This window comes from Thermobifida cellulosilytica TB100, assembly GCF_001517975.1.
Taxonomy (GTDB): domain Bacteria; phylum Actinomycetota; class Actinomycetes; order Streptosporangiales; family Streptosporangiaceae; genus Thermobifida; species Thermobifida cellulosilytica.
In genome coordinates this window covers 363145-377957 of sequence record NZ_KQ950180.1, presented here as the reverse complement: position 1 = coordinate 377957, position 14813 = coordinate 363145, and the positions used below count along the sequence as shown (strand labels likewise).

At 67.2% G+C, this 14813-nt stretch carries 13 protein-coding genes; 4 read left to right on the top strand and 9 right to left on the bottom strand.

Annotated elements, in window-relative coordinates; translation table 11 throughout:
- The first annotated feature begins 101 nt into the window (after positions 1–101).
- Positions 102–1670, top strand: coding sequence for an exonuclease domain-containing protein (locus tag AC529_RS01590; protein WP_068753141.1), 1569 nt, complete (start codon positions 102–104; stop codon positions 1668–1670).
- A gap of 23 nt (positions 1671–1693) precedes the next feature.
- Here the strand turns inward: AC529_RS01590 and AC529_RS21145 are convergent, their stop codons facing one another.
- The 7 genes from AC529_RS21145 to AC529_RS01560 all read right to left on the bottom strand — a co-directional run bounded on the left by AC529_RS21145 (position 1694) and on the right by AC529_RS01560 (position 8650).
- Positions 1694–2020, bottom strand: coding sequence for a DUF1275 family protein (locus tag AC529_RS21145; protein WP_269745517.1), 327 nt, complete (start codon positions 2018–2020; stop codon positions 1694–1696).
- Positions 1954–2373, bottom strand: a complete 420-nt coding sequence (locus tag AC529_RS21140; RefSeq protein WP_198156260.1) for a DUF1275 family protein — start codon at positions 2371–2373, stop codon at positions 1954–1956. The genes AC529_RS21145 and AC529_RS21140 overlap by 67 nt, the downstream gene beginning before the upstream one ends.
- Positions 2374–3184: 811 nt before the next feature.
- Positions 3185–3517 (bottom strand): hypothetical protein, encoded by a 333-nt coding sequence (locus tag AC529_RS01580; RefSeq protein ID WP_157080023.1) that lies wholly within the window; start codon positions 3515–3517, stop codon positions 3185–3187.
- Between the two features lie 214 nt (positions 3518–3731).
- Positions 3732–4541, bottom strand: coding sequence for a ParB N-terminal domain-containing protein (locus AC529_RS01575; protein ID WP_198156259.1), 810 nt, complete (start codon positions 4539–4541; stop codon positions 3732–3734).
- A 768-nt stretch (positions 4542–5309) separates the two neighbouring features.
- Positions 5310–6545, bottom strand: coding sequence for an McrC family protein (locus AC529_RS01570; protein WP_068753138.1), 1236 nt, complete (start codon positions 6543–6545; stop codon positions 5310–5312).
- Positions 6545–8005 carry an McrB family protein gene (locus tag AC529_RS01565; protein WP_068753137.1) on the bottom strand — a complete coding sequence of 487 codons (1461 nt, stop codon included), beginning with the start codon at positions 8003–8005 and terminating at the stop codon, positions 6545–6547. The genes AC529_RS01570 and AC529_RS01565 overlap by 1 nt, the downstream gene beginning before the upstream one ends.
- A gap of 237 nt (positions 8006–8242) precedes the next feature.
- A complete protein-coding gene (locus AC529_RS01560; RefSeq protein ID WP_068753136.1) occupies positions 8243–8650 on the bottom strand; it encodes a hypothetical protein in 408 nt (135 codons plus the stop codon).
- Positions 8651–9289: 639 nt separating this feature from the next.
- Between AC529_RS01560 and AC529_RS01555 the strand changes: the two genes are divergently transcribed.
- On the top strand, positions 9290–9883 hold the full coding sequence (locus AC529_RS01555) for a DUF6879 family protein (RefSeq protein WP_068753135.1): 594 nt from the start codon (positions 9290–9292) through the stop codon (positions 9881–9883).
- 61 nt (positions 9884–9944) lie between these two features.
- Here AC529_RS01555 and AC529_RS01550 read toward each other — a convergent pair whose 3' ends face one another.
- Both AC529_RS01550 and AC529_RS01545 read right to left on the bottom strand, forming a co-directional pair.
- A complete protein-coding gene (locus tag AC529_RS01550; RefSeq protein WP_068753134.1) occupies positions 9945–10514 on the bottom strand; it encodes an NUDIX hydrolase in 570 nt (189 codons plus the stop codon).
- A complete protein-coding gene (locus AC529_RS01545) occupies positions 10511–10759 on the bottom strand; it encodes a hypothetical protein (RefSeq protein ID WP_068753133.1) in 249 nt (82 codons plus the stop codon). The genes AC529_RS01550 and AC529_RS01545 overlap by 4 nt, the downstream gene beginning before the upstream one ends.
- Positions 10760–11264: 505 nt before the next feature.
- Here AC529_RS01545 and AC529_RS01540 point away from each other — a divergent pair.
- Together AC529_RS01540 and AC529_RS01535 are read left to right on the top strand one after the other, a co-directional pair.
- On the top strand, positions 11265–12242 hold the full coding sequence (locus tag AC529_RS01540; RefSeq protein WP_068754378.1) for an AAA family ATPase: 978 nt from the start codon (positions 11265–11267) through the stop codon (positions 12240–12242).
- Positions 12243–12514: 272 nt separating this feature from the next.
- Positions 12515–14806 carry a S8 family peptidase gene (locus AC529_RS01535; RefSeq protein ID WP_198156258.1) on the top strand — a complete coding sequence of 764 codons (2292 nt, stop codon included), beginning with the start codon at positions 12515–12517 and terminating at the stop codon, positions 14804–14806.
- Positions 14807–14813: the final 7 nt, after the last annotated feature.

The following is a 14813-nucleotide window of genomic DNA, read 5'->3' as shown; positions in this document are numbered from 1 at the left end:
TCCGGCTTCCGCAAAATTGGGGAATTTCCGGCTTCTCCCTGGAAAACCCCTGGCAGATCCGGGACCGTTGCGGACGCGAACAGTTTTCCCGGAGGTCCCCCATGGTGTTCCGCTACGGCCGCCTCACCCGAAGCGGCGGCCTCGACCCGCGTGCCCTGACCTTTGCCGTCCTCGACCTGGAAACGACCGGTCTGGACCCGAAGCGGGGAGCGCGGGTCTGCGAGGTGGCGGTGGTGCGGATGCGCGGCGACGGAACCGTGCTCGACGAGTACTCCACCCTGGTCGACCCCGGCGTCCCCATCCCCAACGCCGAACTCCACGGCATCACCGACACCTGGGTGAAAGGGGCGCCGAGCTTCGCGCAGATCGCCGGAGACCTGCTCGCCTGCCTGGACGGCGCGATCGTCGTCGGCCACAAGCTCGACTTCGAAGAGGGGTTCCTCGCCGCGGAGTTCGCCCGCCTCGGCACCCCTCTGTCCGGGATACCGGGACTGTGCACCCTCGTCGCCGCCCGCACCCACCTCGACCGCTACGGCTACCGCCTGCCCCACCTGCACCACCTGCTCACCGGCCGGTGGCCGACAGCCGAACACAGCGCCCTCGGCGACGCCCGGTCGCTCGCCGCCCTGCTGACCGAACTCGTCGGCGCCGCCCCGCAGCCGCTGTACTGGGACGGACCGCCGCCCTCGGCGCTGCCGCAACTGCCGCGCACCCGGCTCATCGCGCCCCGCGCCGCAGGACTCCGCAAGGGCAGCGAAGGGTGGCTCGCCACCCTCACCGCGCGGCTCCCGCTGATGGCGGACGCACCCCCGCCCAGGCGAAGCGGACTCGACGACTACCAGGCGATGCTGGCCCACGCCCTCGCCGACGGCCGGGTCGTGGGAGAAGAAGCCGAACAGTTGGCGCTGCTGGCGGCCCGCGCCGGACTCACCCAGGAGACCGCGCGCGGCGTCCACGGGGAGTTTCTGCTCCGGGCCCGCGACCGGGCCGAAGCCGACGGCGTGGTCACCGCCGCCGAGCTCCGGGAACTCCAGCGCGCCGCGAAGAACCTGGCGGTCGGCCACCTCATCAGCGACCTGGAGGAGGCCGCAGCAGCCGAACGGGCACGCCGGTCGGGGCCGCTGAAGGGATGGCGGCTGCTCCCCGTCGGCGAGGGGGAGCAACTGGCCGAGGTGATGGACTACGCGGTGGACCACGGGGCCGCGGTCGCGGTGAACGTCACCAAGACGGTCCGGCTCGTCATCGCTGCCGAAGGCGTCGAGACCCCCAAAACCGCCCAGGCCCGCCAGAGGGGAGTGCCGGTCCTCACCCCCGAGGAGGCGAGGAAGCTGCTGACCGCCGAAGTGGAACGACACCAGCGGGAGGAGGCGCTGGTCGCCGACGACCGGGCGGAGGAGGTGGCCGCACGCATCGCTGCCGAGCAGGCCAGCGACAAAGGTGCGGAAGTCCCCGAGTGGCACGGGTTCTGGAGGCCCCGCGAACTGACGGCAGCCGAGTACCGCGCCAGGTTCGTCGACCGGTTCGCCGACGAGCCGGAACCGGTCTTCACCCCGTCGTCGGCCTCCGCCGCCGGTGCAGCGGCGAGGAACAGCGGGGGCTGCGCGGGCGTGCTGGTGCTGTTCACGGCCCTCGTCGGCGCCGCAGACACGGTCGCGGGCCTGGTCGGCTGAGACCCCGGCCCGTGGGCGGGCCGTCACCGGTGGTGCGGTGCCGAGTCCCCCTGCGCCGGGGGAGAGGGGGTTCGCGCGCCGACCGCGGCCACCGCCAGTACCACGGCCGCCGACAGCAGCAAGCCCAGACCGGGGTGCACCTGGAGCAGCAGCGACCCGGTGGCCGCGCCCGCGCAGAGGAGCGCGATGGCGCCCGCCCGGCGCCGCCACCGCCGGTTGGTGCCCGCCCCCAGCGGGGACTCGGCGGCCAGACCGATCAACGCCACGGTGACCACCACCGTGTTCAGGTCCGCCACCGCCAGACGGCGCGCCGTGGCGGCCTGGGCGCCCATGACCAGGCCGAGCACCACCGTGACCGCCAGCGTCCCCCCGCTGTCCCCCACCCCAGCCACAGCCCGGAGCAGAGCAGCAGCACCAGGCCGACCAGGGCCAACAGCACGGTGGTGCGGCGCGTCCAGACGGCGGGCACGCCCCGCAGCACCCGCCCGGCCAGGGCGGCGCCCGCCGCGAAGGCGACCAGGGACACCGCAGGCCGCAGCGGGGAAGGACCGGAAGAGCTGACCACGGACATGCCGACAAGCAGTACGTTTCCCGTGGCGTTGCCGGTGAACACCAGGTCCAGCCCGAGGAAGCTGACCGCGTCGACGACACCTGTGGAGAAGGTGAGCGCGAGCAGCAGCCCGGGCAGCCGGGTCTGAGCCACAGGAGACTGACTGGTCATGCGCTGCCACTGCCCGAGACGCAGCGGTCTGATGCCCGGAGGGAAGTTCCGCGCCCAGGGAGCAAGACAGGGGAGAGCAGACGAGAGGGCCAGAACCGGGCCTGTGGGCAAGGACTCGACTGCGGTGCGTGAGTCGGAGCAGGGGACTGCCATGAGTCCAGGGAAGTGCAAAGACCGTGTCGGCGCGCCTGGGCAGGCGGACCGAAGCCGGGAAGCAGGCGAGGTCAGAGAGGTTGAAGGGCTCTGTGATCGGCAATGCTGACAGTGTCTGTCGCAGCATTCGTCGTCAGCCGTAACAGCGACGACGTGTACTGGCGGGCCGGGGAGGGACGAATACGCAGCTCCATCCTGGCCGGATCTATCAACTCCGCTTGACAGGCCCGCGGTACCCGTGTCCGGATGTCGCGGGCCTGTCCTCAGAGCCGGATTCGCCTGCCGTTTCCTAGCCAGGAGACACGGCGCGAATGGTCGTACAGCTGATCTTTCTCCTGCAGTCTCAGGGGAGAATGTGCAGGTCAGTCGCTTGATTGCCCCCTTCCTCTGGGAGGAGAGCCGCTCGGCGCAAAGGCGCGGAAACAAGCTCCGTCGATCAGCTCTGTGGGCAGAGGTCTGCTTCTCTCCTGGATGCTGGCCGTGACGGTGATGCCCAGACGTCTTTTGGGGCGGGCAACGTGTCCTGGATCTCGGGGGATCTTTCGCTGGAGCCAGGATCGGCCAGTGGACCTCTGGAGACCAAAAACGGTTGTTGCGATGACCGACGCGGGATCGGTGGAGTTCACTCCGGTGAGTGGAGTCAGTCCGTGTCGTCGCCGAACTTCGCCGAATAGAACGTCGAGAGTAGGTTGACCAGCAGCAGGGACTCGATGAGCTGATTCTGTCCAGTGTCGTTCCACGTACCCGACGTCCTCGGGAAGACCTGAGAGAGGTGCAACACCTCCCGGTAGATTCGGGCCAGCAGCAGTTCCGCCTTCAAGTTGTTGATTTGGACGGCGGTCACCTCATGATCAAACAGTTCGTAGATGTGGTCGTATGAGGCTTTCTGCGTGATTTCCGCCGGGGCGGGAGCGCTGCTGGACCCGTTGCGGTCCGGCAACGGTTGCTGTTGTTCGTCTGGGATGTCACTCACGATCGGTCTCCAAGCGGGGGAACATCTCAGGGGCGTGCTCGTGGACAGACGGGCCGAGGAGGCGTGACGACTCTCTACGCGCACACGTGCTTGCAAACCCTTGCATTTGGGGCTGCCTCTGAGGTCTTTGGTACGCGGCCTGGGCCCCTGCTGCTTGGCGCACAGTTGGGGCGCGGGCAGCAGGGGGAGGAGGCCGTAGGGGCGTGTCAGGAGTTCAGAAAATGGCGGGACGGGTGGTGGGACGGGGAGCCTTCTCCCGGGGAGACATACGGAGCTGTTTGATGCTGCGTCCCTCGACCCAGGCGTTCCACGCTTTCAGGTAGTAGAAGAGGTGGATACGGGAGTCGTCGCGGCGCCGGGTCGTTTTGCCGCTGGCGAGCAAGCGCATGGTCTTGATCAGGGCGAGCCGGGGGTCCCCGATGGGGAGGTTCGCGCCAGTGGTGAGACCGACGTACCACTCGTGCTGGTTGACGTCGGGGCGCGCGGTAGTGGTCACGTACCAGCCGATCGCCGCTGCCGTGGGGGTCATCGCGATCTCCCTGCCGATGGCGATGCCGCGTACTACGGCCTCTCGCATGCCGGGGTGTTCCTCCAGCAGATCGAGCAGCTGGTCGTTGCTGATCATGGACGTCTGCCCGGACCAGGAGTTTTCTGGAAAGTTCTGATACAGGTACAGCCCTCGCAGTGCCGAGGCCAGGTACAGGGGGTTGTCCTCGTTCGCCAGGGCGAGAACGTCCCGTCCTGTCCTTTTCTGTCCTGTGTCGAGGACGCTGAACGAGGACCGGGGAGCGTCAAAGGTGACCATGATTTCGACCTGTCGGCCAGCACGTGCGATCGCGGCGAGCCGGTGCTGACCGTCGAGGAGGATCCCCTTTTCGTCGAACGCGATTCCCTGGTGAGAGAGCTGCCACTCACCGCGCTCGATCTGTTTGGCCAGTGCGCGTACCGCGGCCTCGCGGAGTGGCCTGTTGTGCAGATTGCTCTCATCGAGCCACTGCTGTGCCAGCTCGGGCGTAACGGTCATGATTGTCGTCCGCATTGCTCCCCCCTGTCCGGCTGCTGTATCGAGCTTCACCGTATCTGTCCACATTGGTGGTGGTCGGTGGGTAGCGATTTTTCCATAAATTTTGTTAGGCGTCTCTCTGTTCGGCTCCTCTGCTCTCCAGGTGTGAATTTGTGGCGCGTAGAGAGTTTTGTCTGTTTTGTTTCCCTTGTTGGATCTGGGTTGTTGGTTTGGGTGGCGCAGGGGGAAGGGTAATCTTTTGACGCGTTCTGGAGGTTTGTGGATTTTTGGCCGTTTTTTGCAAAATATTGCTTGGAGTTGGAAATCTGGATGCGGACAAAAGGGATTAGAGATCGCTTTCTGGGACATTGTGGGTCCGAAAGCTTCTTTGAGTTCTGGGGATTGGCGACATCCCTGGAGCGGTGGGAGTCCACAGGCTCCCCGCTGACGTTCCTCTGTTGCGCTCGGCGGGTGCTCGCGTACACAGGGTTGTAACTGAGTGCGGCGGATCAGCGGGTTGGGATGTGTGCCGCACCGCTGACCGCCCCCAGGTGCGGTAGAAAGTGCCGCCGTGTCGTGGAGGCGGACTTCCGTACCGGGCGGACAGCGCCTCGGGGCAAACTCAGGCAAAACCGGATGATCCTGGGGCGTGTCTCTGAGCCACAGCGGTGCTCTCACGCCGGTGAGCTCGGAGTCACCCGCCAAACGAGCAGCCGACCACCGGCACTCGTCGGCCGACACCGAACAGGGAGGCAACGTCCGGTGTCAGCCGACGGACGGCATGCGGCTTTACCTAGAGCCGCCGAGCATCCGCGCCGCGATGGACCGGATCTGCGCCAGCACCTCCTCCGGAGGCCGGTCCAGGTCCAGGGCGTGCTGGTAGACGGTGATGCCGCCGGGAGTGTTCAGGTGGTGGACGCGGCGGACGGTGTCGGCGCCCGCGGCGTTCCGGGAGTCCGAGCCCGCGGCGTAGACGAGGTGCCCCTCGGCCAGGTCGAGGACCGTGCAGTAGGCGAGCACCTGGTAGAGATCCTCGCGGGGAGTGTCCTGCTTGTACTTGGCGTCCAGGACGCCGAAGGGGCGCACGGTCCCGTCCGGCCCTCTCCGCTCGGCCACGAGGTCCGGTCTGAGCGGCAGGGTCCGCGCCCGGTCGAGGTGGAACCGGGTGTCCTGGAGGAGGCAGCGGGCCCCGGACCTCCGCAGGACGTCGGCCACGGCCCGGGTCACGAAGTCCTCGTACACCTGCCACATGGTCAGGACCAGGCCCTCCACCCGCACCCGGGTGCCGTCCTCCAGTTCGCAGGACTCGCCGTCCAGCACCAGGCGGGCCAGCTCGAGCACGGAGTGGTAGCGGGCGTTCAGCCGGGTGGGCTGCCAGGCCGGGGACGACCCGGGAGGCAGCGGGGTGACCCCGTCCAACCGGATCAGCACCCGGCGCAGCAGGGACCGCGCCGCCTCGCCGATCCCCCGCAGGGCCAGCAGGCGGAGGGCGGCGGTCAGCAGGATGCGGTTCTCCGCAACGTCGGGGGTGTGGTCGTCGTAGCCGACCTCCACCGGCGGCGCGACCCCGAACCGGCGGCGCACCTGCTCGGCCACCCGGATGCGGCCGCGCACCACCGGCAGCGGCTCCTCGACCGACCGGTACCCTCTGAGCACCCCCTTGGCGAGGACACGGTCGGCCATCCTCCCGAACACGTGCGCGAGGGCGGGCAGCAGGCCGGGTTCGGCGCCCACCGGCACCTCGTCGATCCGCCAGTCCACGCCGCGCCGGGCGTAGCCGACGAGGAACAGCAGCCGCTGGATCGGCAGCTTCGGCTCGATGCGAAGCTCCACCGCGCCGGCGCCCCTGCCGAGCACGACCGCGCCCGCCACCCCCTGCTTCACGGTCACGGTCCAGGTGCCGTCCCGCTGCTTCCGCACCGAGGACACCAGTTCCGACGAGTCCAGGGTCTCCCTCTGCTCGGGAGTCAGGGACACTACCGAGCACGACTTGTTCTCGGCGACCGATATGAGCAGCGGAGGCATCAGCCCTCGTCCCCGGCGAGCTGCTTCCGCAGCGCGGCCAGCCCGTACCGCCCGGCCACGTCGGTGCCGTCGCCGTAGTGGTGCTCCTGGAGCAGCGGCAGGATCTGGTGCTCCCACACCCGCTCCAGCCCGCGCGGATGCTCGTGGACGGCGGGACGCATCAGGTAGGCGGGGCCGATGCGGAAGTCGCGGTCCTCGATGCGTTCGTTGAGGGCGGCCAGCAGGCGGGCCGCGTCCTCGTGCACCGGCTCGCCCGCGGACGCGCGGGCGGCGATCCAGCGCTCCAGGACGCCGGCGGCCGGTTCGGTACTGGGGTGCAGCTCCCGGAACCAGAACCGGCGGCGCATCGCCGCGTCGATGAGCGCGATGGAGCGGTCGGCGGTGTTCATCGTGGCGAGCAGGACGAGGTTCTTCGGCAGGGTGAAGCCGAGGCCGCCGTCGGAGCCGTAGAGCAGGTTGACCGACCGGTCGCGGTACTCCAGCAGGAAGTACAGCTCCCCGAAGACCTTGGCGAGGTTGCCGCGGTTGATCTCGTCGACGATCAGCACGAACGGTTCGTCGGGGTGCTTGCGGGCGGCGTCGGCGAGGGTGCGCAGCGGGCCCGGCACCAGCTCGAACCCGCCCGTTTGGCCGTCGCCGCCGGGCCGCGGACGGTAGCCCTCGAAGAAGTCCTCGTAGGAGTAGGCGGGGTGGAACTGCACGAGCTGCATGTTCTCCGGCTTGCCGCCGGTCAGGTGTTTGGCCAGCGCCTGGGCGACGTAGGTCTTGCCGGTGCCGGGCGGTCCGTAGAACACCAGTTGCGGCCGGTCGCGCAGCAGCTCCACGCACTCCTGGAGCCACTCCTCGGGCAGGTGGAGCTCTGCGGCCAGCGCCCCGGTGGCGTCGGGAAGGGTGAACGGCCGCGAGGTGACCGGCTGCTCGGGCTCCTTACCGAGCAGCTTCTCCAGGTCGCCGACGAACTCGGTGAGGTCGACGACGGTCGTGTCGGGGTTGGCCATCCGGTTGGCGGCGTCGGCGGGCAGCGCGTCGGCGTAGTCGAGCGGGCGGCGCGGGTTGTGCCAGGAGACCGCGCGTTGCAGGTTGGCGCGGTTGCCGCTGCTGGCGGTGAAGCTCGCGGGGCCGCCGACGACGCCGATGTAGACCGCGGAGCCGTCGTTGGTGAGCACGATGTCGCCGGTGCGCATGCGGGTGAGGAAGGCGTGGTACTCCACGGCCAGCCGGGAGCGTTCGGCCGCGCTCAGGTGCGCGTAGTCCTCGGCGACCGCGGCCTGCACGTCCTCGCGGCTGCTGCCGGCGGGCAGCTCCCGCAGCCGGGAGGCCGCCAGGGAGCACACGCCCTGCGGCAGCCACAGGGAGCGCACCAGGTTCTCGCCCTGCACGTTGGAGCCGCGCACCAGCCACGCACGGCGCTTGGCCTCGTCGGAGCCGGAGGTGTCCTCGGCGTCCAGGTACTGCGCCATGTCGGCGAGGTCGAGCCGCCGGTGGAGCGGTGCGCGGCCGTCGGGACCGGCTGTGCCGCTCTCGACCAGGAGCTTCTCGAACTCGGCCCGTTCGGCCGGGGTGAGGTGGGCGTCTTTCGGGGGAGTGCCCTCAGGGTCGAGGACCCGGTACCAGCCTTCCGGCTGAAACCGGTGCAGCCGCTGGACCAGCAGTTCCTTGGAGACTCCCAGTTGAGCGGAGAGGGCGTCGGCGCTGATCTAGGAGTCCTCGGGGAGCGAGGAGAGCAGTTTCTCGGCCTGCTCGAACCGGTCGCGTTTCCTGCTCCAGTCCTGGTAACGCTGGTCGATGGCCGCAGCCCAGGCGTCCAGGGACGGATACTCCTCCAACGACCACCGCCCTGCCCCGGTGATCCGCCAGTGTCCCCAGCCGTCTTTGTAGAGCCAGCCGATAGTGGACAGTCCCGAGGAATGCCAGGTCAGAAAGACAAATGGGCCGCTCTTGGCATTGGCGTGCCTTGCCCAGTCCCGGTCGACTTCGGGGTAACGCTCCTTGACCTGGCGCCAGAGGTCGTCCTTGTGCACTCCTCTGCTGTCATCCGATTCGGCGAGTATCTCCATCGCCGTCCGAGCGATCCTGTTCCTCACCTGCTGGTTCGGTGTCAGCACGCGTGGCTCCAACACGGTTGCCGGGGGTTCAGAAGCCGTAGTTGTCGGCATTCTTCACGAAATTCCTGCTCGTGGTATCCGGCCTCAGATAACCAGACGGTGACGACTGTTTTGGAGCCGTTGCGCCGTTCCCACAGGTTCGCCCGCATCACAGGAAGAGCGCTCGGGGCAATCCCCGGCTGCTCCCGTCCGGCAGGACGCGCCGGGGACACATCACGGGCCTGTCCAGGAACAGCCAGGGCTGCTGTGACCAGGGCTGGACGATGAAGCCGGGATCACCTGCTGGGCCAGGAGCCATGGGTGCTGGTGCTGACTGCGGGGAGCCGAGAGAGGCTCAGAAGAGAGGTCCAGGCCCTCGCATCTCCCCGACATCGCGAAGGATGCGATGAACGGTGGGGGCGAAGGCGGCTCAGTGCCGGGAAGGCTTTCGGAGGAGCCCGGAAACACCACTGGAGTGAATGGCTCACCGGATACCTTGGGACTTGACGACGCAGTTTCGCGGTCATTGGCAGGGACGTGATCGAAGAGCTCGGTGGGACGCTGCTGCCCGATGCCAGAGGCGCGGTGAACAAACAGAGCGCCATGCGCATTCCGTTCAATGCCCCGGCAATGATCAGGAAAGACATCCCGGAGGAACAGATGCGACCACCCGGTTGGGCAGTGGACCGCGGCAAGCGGCTCGACCTCGACGCTTTTGCTTCGGAGTTCTCCCGCGCCTGGGCGCAACTGGGGAGGCGGTTCCTCAAGGTCGAGTGCTGGCAGTCCTACCGGGAGAACGTCAACAGCGCCTCCCAGCGCGCCTACGAGCAGGGAGAGTACGACCGGGCCGTGGAACTGCTGCGGGAGGAGGCCGAGGCCGACCGGCCGCTGTACGAGGACGTGCGATCCCGGGGGATCGAGTTCGCGCGCATCCGGGTGCTGCGGGAGCCGCTGACCGACTACCTCCGCTACGAGCTGCTGGCCTACCGGATCCGCGCCCGCATGGGCGAGACCGTCGAAGTGGTGCGCGCCGCCCCCGGCGTGCCGCTACCGAGCCGCGACTGCTTCGACTTCCTGCTGTTCGACCGGGATGTTGCCCTGGTCCACGACTACGGGGAGGGGCCGGTCGGCGAACAGACCGGCGGCTGGCTGGTCCGCGCTCCCGACGCGGTGCGGGAACTGGAGGCCAGAGCCCTGGAACTGCGGGCCGAAGCGGTGCCGCTGTCCCGTTTCCTCACTGAAGCGGGGCTCTGACCACGTCGACGCGCCCCGGCTCTGTCGGCACCGGAAGCGGCCCCGCCGCTCCTGGCCGGGGTCAGCGCCGTGGGCCGCCGTCCGGTGCAGCGGAAAGCCATCCGCTGAGCGCGAGGCTGCTCAGGGAGAAGCTGTCGGTGATGCGGCCCGCGGCGATCAGCGCGGGCACCTCTGCCAGGGCGACGACGCGGGTGCCTTCGAGGTCGTCCCCGCTGTGGCGGGTGGTGGCGGAGTCGAGCAGGGCGTCGTCGACAGTGGCCGAGTAGACCCACACCGACTGCGGGGTGAGGCCGGGGCAGCCGCGGAACACGCCGTGGCAGCGCAGGTCGCCGGGGCGCAGGGTGAGGGCGGTCTCCTCGGCGAGCTCCCGCAGTGCCGCCGCCACGGGCTCCTCGCCGGGATCGATGCCGCCCATGGGCAGTTCCAGGGAGAGCTCCCCGGTCGGATACCGGTAGGTGTGGACGAACAGCAGCCGGTCGCGCTCGGAGCGGACGAGCAGCACCACCGAGTCGGCGCGTTCCACCACGGCGTAGCGGCCGGGCTGGTCGCCGCGGACGATCTCGTCCTCGAACAGGGTCAGCCACGGGCTGGTGTAGACGGTGGTGCGGGAGACCCGTTCGGGGCGCGTCAACGCTGCTCTTTCCCTTCAAGGACGCTGAGGAGTCCTGTGCCGCACACCGCTTCGAGCGTCAGGCCGACGCAGGCGAGCGACTGGGGTTCGAAGTCCTCCGGACGGATGCGGCACTGCCGCCAGGCGCGGGCGACAAGCTCCGGGCAGGCAGGGACCACGAGGTTCTTGTAGGCCCAGACGTATTCTTCCAACGTTTGGACAGCAGCGTCGAACACGGCGCGCTGACAAGAGGTGACCAGACGCATCTGTGCGCTGGCGGGTCGATTGAGGGTCCCCACCCCTGCCTGTCCGGTGTGGAAGCCGGAAGGGGAGAGTCCTCTGCCGCTCTTCTGCCCGCCACTGTTCTCCGAGGAGCCGGCGTGCGGACCAGGGCTTACGGGAACTATGAGCACACCGGAACGGGTGAGGGCTGTCGACTGAGGAGAGCAGAACGGCAAGGAATGTAATCGTTTTGGTCCCGGATGCTGCTGTCATCGTGTGGAATGGAGCCGTTAGGATCTCCGGGGCGCAAGAAGCAGACTTCTGTGCTGGTATGCGGCATCTGCTTCCAGGGTGGCCGATAGTGGACATCCTGGGGGAATCCTTGTCAGACCGGTGGGCAACAGTGCTAGTTGCTTCGGTTCTGGGTAGAACCCAAAAAGAGATGCTCGTCAACACGGCGACACGCCTGAGCGCAGAGTGACTAAGTCAGTCCTCTAGGTCATTAACTGGCCTCCGGAGGTGTACCCCACGCACGGCGAGGAGGGCGACATGGCTGCGACCGCGGACCACGTCAGGGCACTCGTTCGTGCACACGCCCGAGACGACGACCAGGGCTTCTACTCGGTCGCGCTTCAGGTCGCGGCCAAGGCGGCACGGCAGGGGCACACCCGGTTCGCCGCGGATCTGCGTGAACTCATTGACGCTGCGCAGTCCAGGCCGACAGCCCGCAGGACGGGGCCCATACCGGTGGTCAAGCCGAAGGGGGAACTCGCCGAACTCGTCACGGCCGAGTACCCGGAGATTCGGCTCAGGGACATGACGCTTGCCGACGGAGTGCGGGCGCGCCTGGAACGAGTGATCCGTGAGCAGCGGCAGCGGGAGCGCCTGGAGGGCTTCGGGTTCGCTCCCATGCACCGACTGCTGCTGGTGGGGCCGCCCGGGACGGGCAAGAGCATGACGGCGGCCGTCCTCGCCAAGGAGTTGGGCCTCCCCCTCTTCACCATCCGCCTCGACGGTCTGATCAGCCGTTTCATGGGGGAGACCTCGGCTAAGCTGCGCGTGATCTTCGACGCCACGGTTCAGACCCGTGCGGTCTACCTGTTCGATGAGTTCGACGCGCTCGGCGGTGAACGCGGGGCAGGAAACGACGTGGGCGAGGCGCGGAGGATTCTCAACACGTTCCTGCTCTTCCTGGATGAGACAAGTCCGGAAAGTCTAGTTGTAGCGGCGACAAATCATCCTGATCTACTGGATCGGGCGCTTTTCCGGCGCTTCGACATGGTTGTCGCTTACGATCGTCCCAATGCGGAACAAGCCGTGCGGGTGCTCCGTGGACGGTTGGCCGTCATGGACACCTCGGGCGTCGATTGGGAACAGTTGCATGACCACGTGGACGGCCTCAGCCATGCCGAGCTCGTACGAGCAGCGGAAACCGCCGCGAAGAACGCTATCCTGAGCGATTCGGAATCTGTCACCAACACCGATCTGATCAGCGCTCTGGATGAAAGGCGCCTGGCTCACGCATGACCGAGAACCCCTCCGGGGGCTCCCGTTGGTCGGGGCTCCCGCACCTTGTCGTTCCTGGAACCGGCCAGGACAGAGCCTATAAACCCGGTGGGGGAGGACGACCCCCGGCCATACGTCCGATCACGGATCGGCGAGGACACGCCCGCAGTCTCCGTACGCAACTCACCCGTGTCCAAGAAGAGGTACAAGAACGAAAGGCCAGTGTTCCCACCGAGATTCAGGACAAAGGGATCACCGTCTCCGTTGTGGGCTGTTCGGGTTACCAGTTCTCATTGGGAGGGCTGGACAGCACCAGAGCCGACGGCGGAAGACTGCTGGTGGAGCACCCTCAGACCAAGGACGCCCCTCAGCGGGCAGTGGTCTGGCTGCCACCGAAGGCGCAGGAGGATTTCCTCAAGCGGCTCGACGAGTTCGCCACAGAAGACCGTCCGAACGGCAAACCCAGGCACGCCGAAACCGTCGCTCACATCCAGCAGTTGATGACCGCGGCTCTCCGTGACTTCTGGGTGGAGGAGGCGGAGTTCCCCGATGAAGACGTCCCTCTCTGGTGGGAGGTGTGGCTGCTTCGCCGCTCACCGAAACACCAGCCGTTGAAATCGCTGCGGATCGCGGCCCAGCGGTACGGGTGGACGGTCAGCGGAGCGCTCACGATCCACGACCATGTCATCGTCAACGTCTACGCCAGCGCCCGTGACCTCGCCCCGATCGTGGCCACAGACGCCTCCCTCGCCGAACTGCACCGGCCCAGCGAGATCCACGAGCTCGCCGGAGCCGACACCGACCTGCGACGCGAACTTGTCTACGACCTGGCGAGAAGGCTGACTCCACCGGACCGACGGGCGCCGGCCGTCTGCCTCCTCGACACCGGGATTCTGGGGGAGCACCCGCTGTTGCGGCCGTTCCTGGCCCACCCGCCGCTCACCGCGCTGCCGGATACCACTCCTGCGGACGGGGGTAACTACCACGGAACCCGTATGGCCGGTCTCGCGCTGTTCGGGGATAGCTTGGACAAGGCATTGGTGGGATCCGAGGCACCCCTCATACGCACTCTTCTGGAGTCGGTCAAGATCGTCGATGCGAGACGGGCGACGGAACTTCCGTTGTACGGGGAGGTGACGGCTGCGGGGACCGCACTGGCGGAGGCAGCGGACCCGGAACGCAGACGAGCTTTCTCCCTGCCCATTACCGACTTCAAAAGCCCCGCGACACAAGGACTCCCGACCGCGTGGTCCGCATCGCTTGACGCACTGGCGTTCGGTACCGACGTTGCGCGCAGTGACAACGGGATTGAGCTGCTCGGAGACCCCGATCCCGAGGCAGCGCGACTCTACGTCGTCTCTGCGGGAAACGTCGACAACAACAGGTACAGCAGAAACCACGGTTTCAGCGGGGACGACTATCTGGACGTCAATGTCACGTCAGTCATCGAGGCTCCAGCTCAGGCGTGGAACGTCCTGACGGTTGGCGCGTACACGGAACTCATGGGAGATCCGAGCGTTCCGGAGCTCCAGGGCTACACGCCGCTCGCTCCCCGAGGTGAACTGTCACCTTGGAGCCGGACCGCGGTCGAGTTCAGGAAGCCGTGGCCCAACAAGCCCGACATCGTCCTGGAAGGCGGAAACCTCCTGCGGGACAAGAACTTCACCCATGCAGTCGATCACGAGTCGGTGAGCCTGGTGACCACGGGGCCTCCACCGGATCTGCTGCACACGGCGAACGCCACCAGCGCGGCCACAGCTCAGGCCGCCCGCCTCTGCGCGCTCGTGTGGGAACGCTATCCGAAGCTGTGGCCGGAGACCGTGCGAGGACTCCTCGTGCACGCCGCAGAGTGGACCGAGCCGATGCAGGCCAAGTTCAACGGCGCGAAGAGGAAGACGGACAGGAAGCAGTTGCTGCGACAGTACGGCTGGGGGGTCCCACGGGAGAAAGCCGTCCTCAACAGTTTCCGCAACACCGTCACCATGCTGATTGAGGACGAGTTCCACCCCTTTGAGAAAAGCAAGTCTGGCAGGTTCTCCATACGGAAGTTCCGTCTGCACGAACTTCCCTGGCCGGCTGAGGTGTTCCGGCAGTTGTGGGACGTACAGTGTCACATGAAGGTGACGCTCTCCTATTTCGTGGAACCGAACCCCTCCCGCCGAGGTTGGCGAGGCCGCTACAGCTACGCTTCCCACCAGTTGCGTTTCGCGGTCAAAAAACCAGAGGAATCCGATGAGGACTTCGTGAAGCGGATCGGCAGAGAAGCCTCTGATGAGGAGAACAGTCGCTCCAAAAAGAGTCAGGGGGAGGACAAGAACTGGTTTATCGGCCCGGAGAGTCGGAATAAGGGATCCGTGAGCTGCGACATCTGGAGCGGGACCGGGGCTCAGTTGGCAGAGTCGGGCCTTATCGGTGTCGTTCCTGTCAACGGGTGGTGGAAGGAGACCAAGCTCGGCGACCGCCGGGAGCGTGCTGTGCGCTACTCCCTGCTGGTGTCGTTGTCGGCTCCGGACGTCGACGTGGACATCTACACGCCGATCACCAACCAGATCAGCGTCCAGACGCCGGTCGAGAACCGGGTGTGACCGCGTT